We start from the raw sequence: 14,699 nt of genomic DNA, 5'->3' as shown, positions 1-14,699 counted from the left end.
GGGTTCTAATGTTATCTTATTGTAAACTTAGTATTAAGTCTTGCAGGAGTATAGGTAGGAACTGTGTGAAAAGTATACATTGGCGTCCCTAATTAACTGCAGCCATGACACCTATACTTGATCAACACGGTTTAACCGTTGCGTATTTGCACCTCAATATTATTTTGAATACAGAACAAGATCGTGTGTTGGGATTGGTATTGGGTAATTGTGTATTTGGTGCCACTGATTCTCCGGTAGGAAAATTTTTCAAAGATACTTTTCGCAATATGCGTGGTGAGATCGTTGCTGAACTGGCAACCACCACCAGTCCGCTCAGACCTTCCAATGAGCCCCTCATTCTACAACAAGCCTGGCAAAAATTAACCGGCGTCAAAAATCATCTCTGCACCTGGATTGAAGAAAAAAATCATTGGTCTGGGGATGAGTTTGCTTCTTTTCTGCATTATCATGAGAGTGCTGCGGTGGCGGTTTAGGGTTTTTGATTTTGGAGGTTTGCTTTACAATTTTTTTGAGTAGTGATACCTTTTGTATTGGCTGATTAATATTTAGTTAGTTGAAAAATATTGCGGCATAGAGCTTATGTTAAAAAATTTGTATATTTATAAATTCAGTTGCAAGGATTTGACTATAAAGCAAATACAATCAAAGCGACATGATATAATCATGTTATAGACAAAATTGAGAATGAGAAAACTAAATGCTTCAAATGATCACGAGGGCGACAACGGTTTCATAATTACAGCTGTTATTGTTACAGTTGTGATTATTGGACTTTGGACTACAACTTATTTCTTATTAAAAGATTTAAATGAATTAAAAAGAGGAACATTTGGTGATATGTTTGGTTCTGTAAACGCATTATTTTCAGGACTTGCATTAGCTGGTATTATCCTTACAATTTTGCTTCAACGTAAGGAACTAAAGTTACAAAGAGAAGAGTTAAGAGACACCAGAGCTGAATTTGAAATTCAAAACGAAACTTTGAAACTTCAACGTTTTGAAAATACCTTTTTTAATCTTTTAAACCTTCATCACCAAATAGTATCTGCTATTGATTACAGATATTATAAGAGCAAAGAAAAAGAAAGGGGGTGGGGTACAGGAAGTTTTATGACAACTAAACCAGAGGAAAAGGAAGCTGTAACCATAACAGGACGAGATGTATTTCGACATAGATATAATTTGATGCTCCCAAAACTTAAAGAACAGTCTGACAGTTACGAAGAAATATATCTTGAACATTATGAACAAGCTCAAACTGATTTTGGACACTATTTCAGAAATCTTTACAGAATGATTAAGTTGGTTGACCAAACAGATTTCTTTTATAATAGCGAAAAAGTTACAAAAGAGGAAATTTTTAAAATTAAATATCGTTACACAAGTATAATTAGATCGCAAATCTCTGACTATGAATTACTATGGATATTCTATAATTGTTTAAGTGAAAACGGCATCGATAAATTTAAACCTTTTATTGAGCGTTATTCGTTCTTCAAGAACATTCCAGTAAATTTAATTGCAGACAAAATCCATGTTAATTTATATGAAAAACGTGCATTCATTCCTGATGAACAATAGCCCTGTAGTTAACAATGGCTTAGAGTAAACCGGGGAGAAGTGCAGACTTGAATCTATTCTTTTATTCAAGTGTAGTGCTCAAATCTGCCTGAATACAACCCCTTAAAACTTTACTTGCAACCTTAATTAGCTTGTCTATGAAAAAAGAAGCCAAAACCCTTCTTACAAAATCAATAGATTCAATACTACTTGCAGTTGAACATTTCAATCGTCATTTAAACATAGGTAGACATGAAGCAGTCTTAATTTTTCTTGATAGGAGCTTCGAACTACTATTGAAATCTATTATTCTTCACAAAAATGGTAATATCAGAGAAAAAAATGAGAAGCTAACAATTGGGTTCAATCAATGTGTTCGAAAATGTGTCAGTGATGATAATTTAAAATGCCTATCTGAAAATGATGCTTTAACTATTCAAATAATCAACAGCTTACGAGATGCAGCTCAACACCATATCTTAGAAATGTCCGAGCAGCAATTGTACATATATACCCAATCGGCAATAACACTTTATAACAGAATACTTGAGAAAGTATTCAATCAAAAAATAACAGATCATCTACCGGAACGAGTTTTACCAGTTACCTCTAATCTGCCAATGGAATTTTCAAGTTTAATAGATGTAGAATTTGATGATATAAAACAAATGGTAAGAAATGGAAATCGAAAAACTTTAGATGCAAAATCAAAGTTACTTCCATTTGCTATAATAGAATCTTCGCTTAATGGTACTCATACTCAGCCAAGTGAAAAGGAGTTAGATGAAATTTCAAAAAAAATAAAAGCAGGAAAAAATTGGGAAGAAATATTTCCAGCAATCAAAAAACTTAACATTAGTCCAGAAGGAAAGGGGTTTATAATTTCTTTACGTTTGACAAAAAAAGAAGGTAATCCTGTATATATAGTTCCAGAAGGGACACCTGGCGCAACTGCTATCGCTATAAAAAAAATAAATGATCTGGATTTTTATTCATTAAACCTAGATAAATTATCGGAAAAAATAGGGTTGACTACTTCGAAAACAATAGCCATAATAAGAGAGTTGAATGTTCAATCGGTAAATGATTACTATAAAGAGTTTAAGATTGGATCGGTTGTGTTCAAAAGGTATAGCAGTCTTGCATTGGATTTCTTATATAAATCACTACCGAATCTCAATATTGATGAGATTTGGGGTAATCATAAACATTTTTTAACGGGAGGGAAAAAGAAAAAGCAAAACAGCATATAACATAATATTAGTGTTTTTTTCTTCTTCGCAGCGTGTTCGAATAAAAAGAGGTTTCACGCATCGTCTCCCGACGCAGTAGGGCACGTTGCGTAGGTTACACAGAAGCGGGTAAATCTCTTGTGGGAATGGCCAATACCTCTGACAGAAAAGGGGGCTAAAAGTAATAGTAATATCTTGGTTGTGTGAAACGAAGAGCCCCTCGTACCTCGAAGACTCTTCAAAGACCTAAAAGAAGTAGTTTTGCAAAACATCATCATTTTCAACACTCTTACCATAGTGAGAGAAATTAGTTAAACACCCCATGCAAACCCTACTCTTCAATTTCCTCTCCAAATATGTCACTCTAACAGAAGAAGAAAAGAACGCTATCGTTTCTTTAGATATTTTTCATTCCGTAAAGAAAGGAACGATCTTACTGAAAGAAGGGCAAAAATCAAAAGAAAGCTATTTTGTACTCAAAGGTTGTATTCGTACTTACTATGAAATAGATGCGGAAGAAAAAACCACCGCTTTCTACACTGAAATGGAAGCTTTGACTCCTCCTTGCGTCATCAGCCAAACACCTTCTGAATATTATGTGAGTTGTACAGAAGACTGCATACTGCTCATTTCCAACTCAGATATGGAAGCGGAGGTTAATGCTAAATTTCCTAAGTTTGAGTCCCTGTGTAAGAAGTTATCCGAAGAACTCTTGGCCAAAGAACGAATGGATTTTGATGAGTTCAAAACCTCTTCTCCTGAACAACGCTATTTGAATTTATTGGATAAAAGACCCGACCTCATTCAGCGTGTTCCTCAACACCAGTTAGCGAGTTACTTGGGTATACAGCCACAATCCTTAAGCCGACTAAGGGCCAGAATTTCAGAGAAAAAATAAAAGACGCGTTCATTATTTAACTTAAGTGAACGAGTGGAATCTTTCCACCTCTCTTTCTTTGTCATATCATTTAACAGCAATTAAAAAGATATGCAAAAGAAAGTTCTATGGTTGGCATTGGCGATCGGTTGGGTAAGTAGTTTACAAGCACAAGACACACCCAAAGACAGCACGTTTAAAAGATGGTATATCGGTAGCTCATTACTGATGTTGGGTAATTTCTCCAAAGTCAACAACCCCGAGTACATACAATTGAATGTCGGTTATCGAATCACACCAAAAGATGTGGTTTCCTTTGAATTCAAAAGATCCATTTATGCCTGGCCCATCGGTATTCCATTCGGTCCCAACTTTGATAAGCCGGGAGAAGGTTATCCCGGTCATGCACGCATACTCGCACCCACGGTAGGTTACCAACGTTTCTGGTGGAAGGGTGTATATACTTCTGTGTATGCATTGAATGCTTTTGAAAAATACATGGATGAGAACAAAAAGAAGATTGGTAATGGATATACTTTATACCTGAATTTTCATTTAGGCTACCAATTCCAATTTTTCAAAAACCGTTTCTTCTTCGAACCGGCATTGGGATGTAGTTATTGGCCCATCCGAACCAATGTTCCCGCATCTTTCAAAGCTGTGGAAAGCAAGTGGAATAACTATTTCATCCAACCCGGACTTCATTTCGGATTCAATTTCTAAAAACTTGTCAAAAAAAGTCGCGACACACATTTCTTAACTTAAGTGAATGAGTGGTTGTGGATCGTCCATCGACTTTTGCAGTATTCTTCAACATAAAAAGCAAGGAAATGAAAAAGAAAGTTTTAATTATGGGTATTCTCTTCATGATGGTAAGCGCCCTCCAACTCAAAGCACAGTATGCTGCAACAGATACTATGCATAAGAAATGGTTTGTGGGAAGTTCTATGTTTGTGCTGTTTGGTAATCTGGCTACGACCAATAGTCCGGAGTTTGTTCAACTCAATTTTGGTTATCGCATCACCGGTAAAGATGTCATTACCATTGAACCCAAAACCTGGAAATATGCCTGGCCCAATGGTATCCATCCATTTTTGAACAAAGCATATGGAAAGAAGGAAGAAGAGTTCCCGGGCTATGTTCGTGAGTATGGAGTATCTCTATCTTACCAGCGATTCTTTACCCACAATTGGTATGCAGAATTGAATGTGATGCCCACCTGGCAAACTTTTAAAGATCGTCAAGATAAAAAGATCGATAATGGTTTTCAGATCTTCAACACCTATCGGGTAGGGTATCATGTGAAATTATTTAAGGATCGTTTTTTTATTCAGCCATCTCTCGCCATCACCCACCGTGCTTATCATACTACATTGCCCAATGGATTCAAACAGTTGGATGATAAATGGTCCAAGTTTGTGTTTGGAGAACCTGGATTACATGTAGGCTTTAATTTTTAATAGCAATGTTATGCATACACAACAAAGTGAATTAAAGGAAATAAAAGTAAGCACACAGCTGAAACTGGCATCCTTATGGACGAGTTTGATGTTCCTCTATATCTATGTCGATTATTTTCATTTATACATGCCGGGTAAGCTGACAGATATTCAAAATGGAAGGGTATATGTATTTGATATCACACCCGCATTTCTTTCGATAGCACTCGTATCATTGACGATTTCTGCACTAATGATTTTTCTTTCAGTTGTTTTACCGGCTAAGATCAATCGTGGGTTGAATATGGTCGTTGCGGCAATATATATTCCCTATACGCTGTATAATCTGGCAGGAGAGGCATGGATACATATGATAGTTGGTGCTGTTGTGGAAGTCATTTTATTAGGTCTTATTATTTGTTACGCATGGAAATGGCCGCGTGTAGACATGTAGATGAATAGTACAGGGATTTGCTTGAAGAAAAAATTCATACATTAACAAATCATCAACACAATCTTATCTTCCTGTGAAGCAATCTTCATCTAATGGTTAAGTTTCCTTCGCACCCCTATTTCCTGATTGATTAAATGAAACATTTGCAGTCTTAAAAACTGCTTATGAAATCTGTATCGAATTTTATTTCCCCCAAACTATGGGCAGTACTGTGTTGCATCGTTGTTTCTTTGTCTGTGCAAGCACAGCTCATCAAAGGTGTTGTGAAAGACAGTACATCCAATCCACTGGTAGGCGCTACCATTCAATTAAAAGGATCGCCACTGAAAACAGCTACCATCAATGATGGTTCTTTCTCTTTGAATTTACAAGGTGCTTCTTCTTCCAATGCGGTATTGCTGATCAGTTATACCGGATTTCAGGATAAGGAAATCAAACTGAATGGAGCGAGTTCACTCAATATTCTGTTATCAGAAAAAAAGGAGTTATTACAGGAGGTAGTTGTAACAGCATTGGGTATCAGACGGGAAGAAAAATCTTTGGGTTATGCTGCCCAAACAGTGCGCGAGAGTGCAGTGAAAGATGCCAAGACCAATAACTGGGTGAATACTTTATCGGGTAAAGTTGCAGGATTGAATATTCAAGGTACAGGCGCCGGTCCGATGGGTTCTTCACGCGTTACCTTACGAGGTGAGAACTCTTTGAATTTAGATAATAACCAGGCATTGATCATTATTGATGGTGTACCGGTGAATAGCAGAATTACTGGAACCGGCTTTACTTCGCATCTTTCTGCAGATGGTCCGGTTGACTTTGGATCAGGATTATCTGATATCAATCCAGATGACATTGATAAAATCACCGTGTTGAAAGGTCCGGGTGCTACTGCATTGTATGGTAGTCGTGCTGCAGGTGGAGCTATCATCATCACGACTAAATCCGGACAAAGAACAGACAAAGGCATCGGTGTGACTTTCAATTCAAATGTCAGCATCGATCAAGTGAACCGTTGGCCGGATTATCAATTTGAATACGGCGAGGGAAGAACCAATGCTTACTATTCTTATCTCGATAGTCCTGACGGTCCGAACACCAGTACAGGTGTTGCAGCCGGACGTGCATGGGGCCCAAGATTCAACGGTCAACTCTATTATCAGTTTAATCCCAATGCTCCTGATGGTAGACCAACAGAGAGAACACCATGGGTGGCGCATAAAGATTATATCTCCGGATTTTTCAAAACAGGTGTAACGATCTCAAATAGTATTTCTATTGAGGGTGGTAATGATAAAGGTTCTGCCAGGTTATCACTGACACATTTGAAAAATGATTGGATCCTTCCCAATACCGGATTTGAACGTTATAATGCTGCTTTATCAGTATCTCAAAAAGTTTCTGATAAATTGAAGATCACCGGTAAGGTGAATTATACCAACAAGCAAAGCGATAATCTTCCTACAGCAGGTTATAACAACCAAACCATCATGTATTTCCTGATCATTGGTACTGCACCCAATATCAGGCCAGAATGGTTCAAACCTTATTGGCAGCCGGGATTGGTAGGTGTGCAGCAAAGAAATCCATTCAATCCGGGTCCGGATAATCCTTATCTGGATCTGTATGAGATGTTGAATAAGATGAATAAACATGGAGTGATCGGAAATATCTCAGCAACCTATACTATCAATAAGAAACTGGAGCTGATGTTGCGTACGGGAACAGATCTGTCTTATGAGTTCCGTTCACAGCAAAGGCCTTTTAGTATGACCAAATACCCACGTGGTATGTATCGTGAGCAAAATGTATTCAATTATGAGATCAACTCTGATGTATTATTGACTTACAAGGATAAGTTGAATGATGATATCAATTATACTGTATCCGGGGGTGCCAATGCGATGCGTCAAACATCTGATTTTACGGGTGCTTATGCTGATCAGCTTTCACAGCCCGGTATTTATCAAATCTCTAATAGTTTGGATCCTGCGGTGATCGATGCGATCAAAACTAAGAAAGCGATCAACAGTGTATATGGTTCTGCACAGTTCGCTTATCGTGAGAAGATATTTTTAGATGTTACTGGAAGAAATGACTGGTCAAGCACATTGCCATTTAAAAATAATTCTTTCTTCTATCCATCTGTAAGTACTAGTTTTTTACTGAGTGATCTATTCACTTTGCCTTCTCAGATCTCTTTTGCAAAATTCAGGGCATCATGGGCGCAAGTGGGTAATGATACTCGTCCTTATCAAACCGATAAGTATTATGATCGTATTTATGGAAACAGTTTTACGAATCCATCTACACTATTCAATCCGAATCTAAAGCCTGAGATCACTTCTAGTTATGAAGCAGGATTAGATATCCGTTTCTTCAAAGGAAGATTGGGTATTGATGTAGCACTCTATGATAACAAAAGCCGCAATCAGATTCTGGCTATCCCATTAGATCCTGTTTCCGGTTATTCAAGTGCGCTGGTGAATGCAGGTTTGATCAATAGTAAGGGCGTGGAATTGATGGTAACAGGTAAGCCGATCGTGAACAGAAAATTTACCTGGACCACCACGCTTACCTGGAGTCGTAACAGAAGTTATGTACGTGAATTGGCAGATGGTATTACCAATCAGATCATTTATAGTCATGGTAGCAATGTAAGTATTGAAGCAAGAGTAGGTGGACGTATGGGAGATCTCTATGGCAGAGGTTTTCAGCGTACACCGGAAGGGCAGATCATTTACTCTTCCAATGGATTACCTGCTCCTTTGGATCCTGTTGCTAAAAAATGGGGAAATGCTTTCGCGGATTGGAAAGCAGGTTTGATGAATGAATTCAATATTGGCAATTTCCGTATCAATATTTTATTGGATGGACAAAAGGGCGGTGATATCTATTCTCAAACGAATCACAAGAACAATACCCTGGGTAAAACCAAAGTGACATTGCCGGGTAGAGAAAATGGTATCGTCGGTGAGGGCGTCGTATTCAATGCCGGTACCGGGAAATATGAACCGAATACACGTTCAGTTCCGGCAAGTTCTTATTATGACAATATTTATGGAATCAGTAATGCAGAGATGAACATTTTTGATGCATCGTTTCTCAAATTAAGAGAGGCTAGAGTTGAATTCAATCTCCCCAAAACATTATTGTCAAAAATTGGTATTCGCCAAACCAGTGTTGCTGTGTATGGGCGTGATCTCTTCAATATTACCAGCTTCCCGGGCTTTGATCCGGAAGGAGGTAACCTGAACAGTGGTACACTAACACCCGGTGTTGAATTAACACAGTTCCCGTCTACCAGAAACATGGGAGTAAACCTCACTTTCAAATTTTAATTCCTAAAATCATTTACCATGATAAAGTCATTGAAGCAATATATCACTCTATTCATTATAATGTTATTACTGAATAGCTGTGCTAAAGATTTTGAATCACTGAATACAGATCCCAATCGTCCGAAAGAAGTGAATCCGGGTGTGATGTTGGGTCAGTTACAATATCGTTTTGTAACAAGCTCCATCACTGCTGCCAGAAATTTCACCCATGAATTGATGCAGGTGGATGCACCGCGTTCTAGTCCGGGTGGTGTTGGATTACACAGGTATGTAGTCAATCCCGGATCCGGTATCTGGACCAATTTTTATAATTATTTGATCGATGTGGAAGATATCTATGCGATAGCTGATAAATTGAATGAACCAAACTATAAAGCCATTGCGTTGATCTATAAAGCGTGGGCATATTCTATCCTTACAGACTTATATGGCGATGTGCCTTTTTCAGAAGCTTCCAAAGCAACAGAAGGAAAATTTCAACCTGCATTTGATAAACAAAAAGATATCTATACCAAAATACTGTCGGATCTTGAAACTGCGAATGGATTGATCAATACCAGTAAGGCATTGACCTATGGGGGTGATATCGTATACAATGCCAATGCATTAACGGGAACAGTGAATCAAGGAATGGTGAAGTGGAAGCGTTTTTGCAATTCCTTAAAACTGCGTTTATTGTTGCGCATCTCGAAACGCAATGATGAGATGAATGTAAACAATCAGATCACCGCTATGTTAGCAGATCCCGTGAAGTATCCTCTGTTCGTGACCAATGCAGATGAAGCTATTTTAAGATTCACAGGTTCTTTTCCTTATTTCAATCCTTATTATAATGCCCGACAATTGGAATGGAGGGATGGTACTTATTTCACAAAATTTTTTCTTGATAAAATGAATACGGATAATGATCCGAGAAGAGTATTGTGGAGTACCACCATTACTGTGAACGGCACACCTTCTTATGTGGGTATTGAGAGTGGTTATCCGGCCAGTACAGAATATCAGGTGGGTCGTAACTCAAGTTATAATGACGTATTGAGAACATTTCCGCAGATGGGTATCATGATGACCTTGTCTGAACTGGAATTCATCAGAGCAGAACTGGCATTGAAAGGATTTAATACAGGACGAACTGCCAGACAACATTATGAATCAGGCATCACCGCTTCAATGGTGCAATGGGGTGTTACCATGCCTGCAGGTTTTTTGAATCAATCAGGTGTTGTATACAATGATGCTGCAACAACCGATAAACAGTTAGAGCAGATCATGCTGCAAAAGTATTACGCTTATTTTTTTGTAGACTATCAATCATGGTTTGAAAAAAGAAGAACCGGATACCCTGTGCTGCCAAGAGGAACAGGTATACCAGCTGAAAATAAATTTCCCAGCCGCGTACCTTATCCAACCTATTTACAATCATTGAATGCTGATAATCTCGCAAAAGCAGTAGCGTCAATGGGTGGTGATAATAGTGATAGTAAAGTATGGTGGGAGAAATAATCAATCAAAATTCAAGTCATGAAATACTTATTTGTTTTTATACTCTTTGTTTCAGGTTTTACTGTTAAAGCACAAACTGATACATCAATACGAACCTTAATTGTTTTTTTTGATGGGTTACGCCCGGATTATATCACTCCCGAGCTAATGCCGAATGTATATGCATTCAGCAAAAAAGGAGTATATGGTAAACAACACCACAGTGTGTTTCCAACTGTAACAAGGGTGAATTCTTCTTCTTATGCTACCGGTAGTTATCCGGGAACCAATGGTATCATGGGTAACACGGTTTATTTTCCGCAAGTAAATCCTGTCAAAGGACTCAATACCGGGGATGCAAAAGAGTTGAATAAAATTACCGTTGCCACCAACGATCGATTGGTCACTGCCACTTCTTTGGGTGAGGCATTGGAGTCTGTAGGACAACGTATGATGGTATTTAGTTCTGGTTCAAGCGGACAAGCTTTATTACAGAATCATAAAGTAGGGAATGGAGCAATCGTGAATACTTCTATGATTCTTCCTGAATCATTCAAAACTGTTATAGAAGCTAAACTGGGACCTATTCCTGCACATAGTAAACCCAATCATGCACAACACAAATGGATCACTGATGCTTTGATCGATTTTGGGTTGGTAGCTGATGGTCCTTTGGTAAACGCTATTTGGTATTCAGATCCGGATGGAACTGCGCATAGTGATGGTATTGGTTCAGCTACTGCCAATAGTTCTATTCAGTCTGTGGATACACAATTTGGAAGGATCATAGCAGCAATAGGACAAAAAGGATGGAGCAATAAGGTCAATATCATTATTTCAACTGATCATGGATTTGTTACCAAAGTAGGAAAGATGAGTGTTGCAGATTTTTTGATCCAGAAAGGATTGAAAAAAGATAAAGAATCTGATGATGTAGTAGCAGCTGAAGGCGCTTTGTATGTAAAGAACCATGATCCGGAAAAGATACGTCAGATCGTTACAGCCTTGCAACAAGAAGATTGGGTAGGAGCAGTATTTACACGATCAGAAAAAAATGGGGATATGAAAGGCTGGGTACCCGGTACGTTTTCTTTCGAAGCGATTCATTGGAATCATACTGAGAGATCAGCAGATATTCTCGTTGATGAAAATTGGAGTGATGCAAAGAACAATGCAGGCTATGCCGGTACGAGTTATTCAAGAGGAGTGGCTGGACATGGAGGATTTAGTCCTTATGAAGTACACATCGCATTACTTGCCGGCGGACCTTCTTTCAAACAATCTTATGAAGGTGAGATACCTACTTCCAATGTTGATATTGCACCGACCGTATTGAATATTCATAATATACCGGCACCTGTTACAATGACGGGCAGACCTTTTGTGGAATTACTTCGCAAGTATAATGGGAAACTGCCTCTCGTAAAGAGATCTACCTTAGAAACCAGTACAGCTATTACAGGGGGGATGTATAAATTGAAATTGGATATTAGTGAAGTGGGTAAATATCGCTACATCAATTTCTCAAAAGCAGAAAGAGAGATTCAAGCAAGCAGTGGTAGATAAGCATCTTGTATAGTAAAATAAAAAGAGTCCCAATGTATCGGGACTCTTTTTTATTAAATTGTATAGCCTTATTTCAATGACGCCAGATCGATCACAAATCTGTAGCGCACGTCTGCTTTTAGCATTCTTTCATACGCTTCATTGATCTGTTGCATCGGAATCACTTCCACGTCAGAAACGATATTGTGTTCAGCACAATAGTCTAACATTTCCTGGGTTTCTTTTATGCCACCGATCAGCGACCCAATGATGCTTCTTCTTTTCATGATCAGGTTGAATGCAGGTACTTCTGATGGACTAGGAGGTACGCCCACAACGATCATGGTACCATTGGTGCGTAACAGGTTCAGATATGTGCTGTAATCATGTGGTGCAGAAACGGTGTTGAGGATAAAGTCAAAATGATTCTGCAATTTTTTCATGGTATTAGCATCTGATGTCAATGCGAAGTGATGCGCACCTAACTTTTTGGCATCTGCCTCTTTGGAAGGAGAGGAGCTCAGCATCGTTACTTCTGCACCAAATGAGGCTGCAAATTTTACTGCCATGTGACCCAAACCACCTAAACCTAATACGGCAACTCTATGTCCTTTGGTAACACCTACATGTCTGAGTGGTGAATAGGTAGTGATACCCGCGCATAACAAAGGTGCTACGCCTGCCAATGGCAGTTTATCAGAAATACGCAATGTGTATTGTTCATCTACTACAATCTGAGTAGAGTAACCGCCATAGGTAGGAGCATTGGTACCTCTTTCACGTCCATTGTAAGTACCTACCATTCCTTCCTCGCAATATTGCTCAATGCCTGATTTGCAATTCTCGCAAGTGCGACAGGAATCCACAAAGCAGCCTACGCCGGCAAGATCACCTACTTTGAACTTTGTTACTTCAGTACCCACATTGGTTACCCTTCCAACGATCTCATGTCCGGGTACCATTGGGAAAATAGATCCACCCCATTCATCACGCACCTGATGAATATCTGAATGACAAACGCCACAGTATAAGATCTCTATTTGAACATCTTTTGGACCGGGATTTCTTCTTTCCAGTGAAAACGGACCCAAAGGTGATTTGGGATCCTGTGCTGCATAAGCTTTGGTTGCTATCATACGATTCTTATTTACATGCATTAACAAAACAAAACCAATTGGGTTTGTTGATCAAAAAATAAAACACAAAACTACTTCATGTTAGCAGCCCAAAAGTCGAGGGTTCTTTTCCATGCAAGTTTTGCAGCAGCTTCATTATAGCGTGCTCCGGAAGTATCATTATGAAAAGCATGATTCACCCCTTCATAGAGATAGAGTTCATATTTGACATTGTTTTTCTTCAATGCCTCTTCATAAGCAGGTATTCCTGCATTGATACGTTCATCCAGACCGGCATAATGAAGTTGTAAAGCAGCTTTTATTTTCGGAACATCTGCTGCATCAGCCTGTCTGCCATAAAATGCGACAGCAGCATTGAGGTCAGGAACATTCACGGCCAATTGATTCACCAATGCTCCACCCCAGCAAAATCCGACGCAACCGGTAAAACCGTTACAGTCTTTTCTGCTTTTCAGGTAATCAAAACCTTTACTGAAGTTGATAAGATTTTGTTTGGCATCGATCTGGCTGAATAATTGTCTGGCCTGATCCTGATCTATTGGTGTACCACCGGCTGCAGATAGTGCATCAGGTGCAATGGCAATATAACCAGCTTTGGCGGCACGTCTGGCAACATCACGAATATGATCATTCAATCCACGATTTTCATGGATGATGATCACGGCCCCATACTTGCCTTCTTTTTTGGGTTTGGCGAGATAGGCTTTCATTGTTACATCACCGGCAGGATAGGTAATGTCTTCGGTATGTAATTCTATATCCTGCTCCGGAATGGTGGCTGCAACAGCATAATTATTTTCCAGCATTGGAAGTATGGCCATGGCAGCAGCAGTGCTTCCTGCCAATACAGCCAAGCGCTTCAAAAAGACTTCTCTTGGAAGTGGTTTATGGGTATACTCGTCGTAGAGGTTGATGATTTGCTGATCCATGTTGGTTATATTTTAGTCTCTAAATATAACACTTAACAGCAGGTACCGCAAATGGTTTGACCGATAGGATCTTTGTATTTACCGTTTCAAAAGACCTGATTCATCAACTATTGTATCAAAGAAGCCATTTTTTCCAATGGCAAAGTTCCTGCCCAAGCCAATATCTCTGATTCATTGGATTTCAAAACCGTGAGGGTCAGTAAAGCATTGGTCATCGGAATTTCCAGTTTATACTGATCCTCTTCTGCCTCTTTCGTGAGACGAGCTTTGTAATGACCTACTTTCACAATGCGTGTGTTCGGATCACTTCCCAAACCTGCCATTAAAGGCGAAGTGATATAGGCATTCAGACTATTGAGTAAAGGAGAATTGATGACCACGGATAAGGTTGCTTTCTTATTCGTGATGCCATAATTTTTTTCAATGGTTACTCCTGTAAACTGAGTATTACCAAATACTTCTTCTTGTTTGGGAATGGCGGATAAAGTATCCAATCGCAGCGGGAATAGTTTTAAAACTTCTCTTCCAATGGTGATATCCAGGTCTTGCATCATTTGCTGTAATGCGAAATGAGCGTCTTGTAATTTCCCTCTGGTATAATGACTTTGTACCTGACTAATATTTTTTTTGAAATCCTGCGCTGATAGGGATGTAATGATGCAGGTCAATGCTATGTAACAAATAATCTTTTTCATGTTTTCTTTTTT

Annotated in this window: 13 protein-coding genes; 10 read left to right on the top strand and 3 right to left on the bottom strand. The window is 38.9% G+C overall.

Features of this window, described 5'->3' with window-relative positions; all coding sequences use genetic code 11:
• Window positions 1-104: 104 nt before the first annotated feature.
• The 10 genes from ABXG83_RS05990 to ABXG83_RS05945 all read left to right on the top strand — a co-directional run bounded on the left by ABXG83_RS05990 (window position 105) and on the right by ABXG83_RS05945 (window position 11,948).
• Window positions 105-476, top strand: a complete 372-nt coding sequence (locus ABXG83_RS05990; protein ID WP_353550577.1) for a 4-fold beta flower protein — start codon at window positions 105-107, stop codon at window positions 474-476.
• 211 nt (window positions 477-687) lie between these two features.
• Entirely contained in the window at window positions 688-1,584 is an 897-nt protein-coding gene (locus ABXG83_RS05985) for a putative phage abortive infection protein (protein WP_353550576.1), read from the top strand.
• 137 nt (window positions 1,585-1,721) lie between these two features.
• Window positions 1,722-2,816 (top strand): DUF3644 domain-containing protein, encoded by a 1,095-nt coding sequence (locus tag ABXG83_RS05980; RefSeq protein WP_353550575.1) that lies wholly within the window; start codon window positions 1,722-1,724, stop codon window positions 2,814-2,816.
• Between the two features lie 301 nt (window positions 2,817-3,117).
• Window positions 3,118-3,693: a Crp/Fnr family transcriptional regulator gene (locus tag ABXG83_RS05975; RefSeq protein ID WP_353550574.1), complete on the top strand. Its 576-nt coding sequence runs from the start codon at window positions 3,118-3,120 to the stop codon at window positions 3,691-3,693.
• 90 nt (window positions 3,694-3,783) lie between these two features.
• Window positions 3,784-4,395 carry a hypothetical protein gene (locus ABXG83_RS05970; protein WP_353550573.1) on the top strand — a complete coding sequence of 204 codons (612 nt, stop codon included), beginning with the start codon at window positions 3,784-3,786 and terminating at the stop codon, window positions 4,393-4,395.
• Between the two features lie 107 nt (window positions 4,396-4,502).
• A complete protein-coding gene (locus ABXG83_RS05965) occupies window positions 4,503-5,132 on the top strand; it encodes a hypothetical protein (protein WP_353550572.1) in 630 nt (209 codons plus the stop codon).
• A gap of 10 nt (window positions 5,133-5,142) precedes the next feature.
• Window positions 5,143-5,565: a DUF6326 family protein gene (locus ABXG83_RS05960; protein ID WP_353550571.1), complete on the top strand. Its 423-nt coding sequence runs from the start codon at window positions 5,143-5,145 to the stop codon at window positions 5,563-5,565.
• A 164-nt stretch (window positions 5,566-5,729) separates the two neighbouring features.
• Window positions 5,730-8,900, top strand: a complete 3,171-nt coding sequence (locus tag ABXG83_RS05955; RefSeq protein ID WP_353550570.1) for a SusC/RagA family TonB-linked outer membrane protein — start codon at window positions 5,730-5,732, stop codon at window positions 8,898-8,900.
• An 18-nt stretch (window positions 8,901-8,918) separates the two neighbouring features.
• On the top strand, window positions 8,919-10,403 hold the full coding sequence (locus ABXG83_RS05950) for a SusD/RagB family nutrient-binding outer membrane lipoprotein (RefSeq protein WP_353550569.1): 1,485 nt from the start codon (window positions 8,919-8,921) through the stop codon (window positions 10,401-10,403).
• A gap of 18 nt (window positions 10,404-10,421) precedes the next feature.
• The gene (locus tag ABXG83_RS05945; protein ID WP_353550568.1) at window positions 10,422-11,948 is read left to right on the top strand and encodes an alkaline phosphatase family protein; all 1,527 of its coding nucleotides are present in this window, start codon (window positions 10,422-10,424) and stop codon (window positions 11,946-11,948) included.
• A gap of 68 nt (window positions 11,949-12,016) precedes the next feature.
• Here ABXG83_RS05945 and ABXG83_RS05940 read toward each other — a convergent pair whose 3' ends face one another.
• From ABXG83_RS05940 to ABXG83_RS05930, 3 genes are all read right to left on the bottom strand, one after another.
• Window positions 12,017-13,063 (bottom strand): NAD(P)-dependent alcohol dehydrogenase, encoded by a 1,047-nt coding sequence (locus ABXG83_RS05940; RefSeq protein WP_353550567.1) that lies wholly within the window; start codon window positions 13,061-13,063, stop codon window positions 12,017-12,019.
• A gap of 71 nt (window positions 13,064-13,134) precedes the next feature.
• The gene (locus ABXG83_RS05935; RefSeq protein ID WP_353550566.1) at window positions 13,135-13,992 is read right to left on the bottom strand and encodes a dienelactone hydrolase family protein; all 858 of its coding nucleotides are present in this window, start codon (window positions 13,990-13,992) and stop codon (window positions 13,135-13,137) included.
• 107 nt (window positions 13,993-14,099) lie between these two features.
• Window positions 14,100-14,687 carry a hypothetical protein gene (locus tag ABXG83_RS05930; RefSeq protein ID WP_353550565.1) on the bottom strand — a complete coding sequence of 196 codons (588 nt, stop codon included), beginning with the start codon at window positions 14,685-14,687 and terminating at the stop codon, window positions 14,100-14,102.
• Window positions 14,688-14,699 lie beyond the last annotated feature (12 nt).

This window comes from Sediminibacterium sp. KACHI17, assembly GCF_040362915.1.
Classification (GTDB): domain Bacteria; phylum Bacteroidota; class Bacteroidia; order Chitinophagales; family Chitinophagaceae; genus Sediminibacterium.
Note: the sequence above shows the minus strand (reverse complement) of the source record. Positions and strands in the feature narration are given on the sequence as shown.

Excerpts from the sequence above, each read along its gene's own strand:
- ABXG83_RS05965 (WP_353550572.1), top strand. The coding sequence starts at position 4,503 with ATGAAAAAGAAAGTTTTAATTATGGGTATTCTCTTCATGATGGTAAGC.
- ABXG83_RS05940 (WP_353550567.1), bottom strand. The coding sequence starts at position 13,063 with ATGATAGCAACCAAAGCTTATGCAGCACAGGATCCCAAATCACCTTTG.
- ABXG83_RS05970 (WP_353550573.1), top strand. The coding sequence starts at position 3,784 with ATGCAAAAGAAAGTTCTATGGTTGGCATTGGCGATCGGTTGGGTAAGT.
- ABXG83_RS05945 (WP_353550568.1), top strand. The coding sequence starts at position 10,422 with ATGAAATACTTATTTGTTTTTATACTCTTTGTTTCAGGTTTTACTGTT.
- ABXG83_RS05980 (WP_353550575.1), top strand. The coding sequence starts at position 1,722 with ATGAAAAAAGAAGCCAAAACCCTTCTTACAAAATCAATAGATTCAATA.
- ABXG83_RS05950 (WP_353550569.1), top strand. The coding sequence starts at position 8,919 with ATGATAAAGTCATTGAAGCAATATATCACTCTATTCATTATAATGTTA.
- ABXG83_RS05985 (WP_353550576.1), top strand. The coding sequence starts at position 688 with ATGAGAAAACTAAATGCTTCAAATGATCACGAGGGCGACAACGGTTTC.
- ABXG83_RS05930 (WP_353550565.1), bottom strand. The coding sequence starts at position 14,687 with ATGAAAAAGATTATTTGTTACATAGCATTGACCTGCATCATTACATCC.
- ABXG83_RS05955 (WP_353550570.1), top strand. The coding sequence starts at position 5,730 with ATGAAATCTGTATCGAATTTTATTTCCCCCAAACTATGGGCAGTACTG.
- ABXG83_RS05975 (WP_353550574.1), top strand. The coding sequence starts at position 3,118 with ATGCAAACCCTACTCTTCAATTTCCTCTCCAAATATGTCACTCTAACA.
- ABXG83_RS05990 (WP_353550577.1), top strand. The coding sequence starts at position 105 with ATGACACCTATACTTGATCAACACGGTTTAACCGTTGCGTATTTGCAC.
- ABXG83_RS05935 (WP_353550566.1), bottom strand. The coding sequence starts at position 13,992 with ATGGATCAGCAAATCATCAACCTCTACGACGAGTATACCCATAAACCA.
- ABXG83_RS05960 (WP_353550571.1), top strand. The coding sequence starts at position 5,143 with ATGCATACACAACAAAGTGAATTAAAGGAAATAAAAGTAAGCACACAG.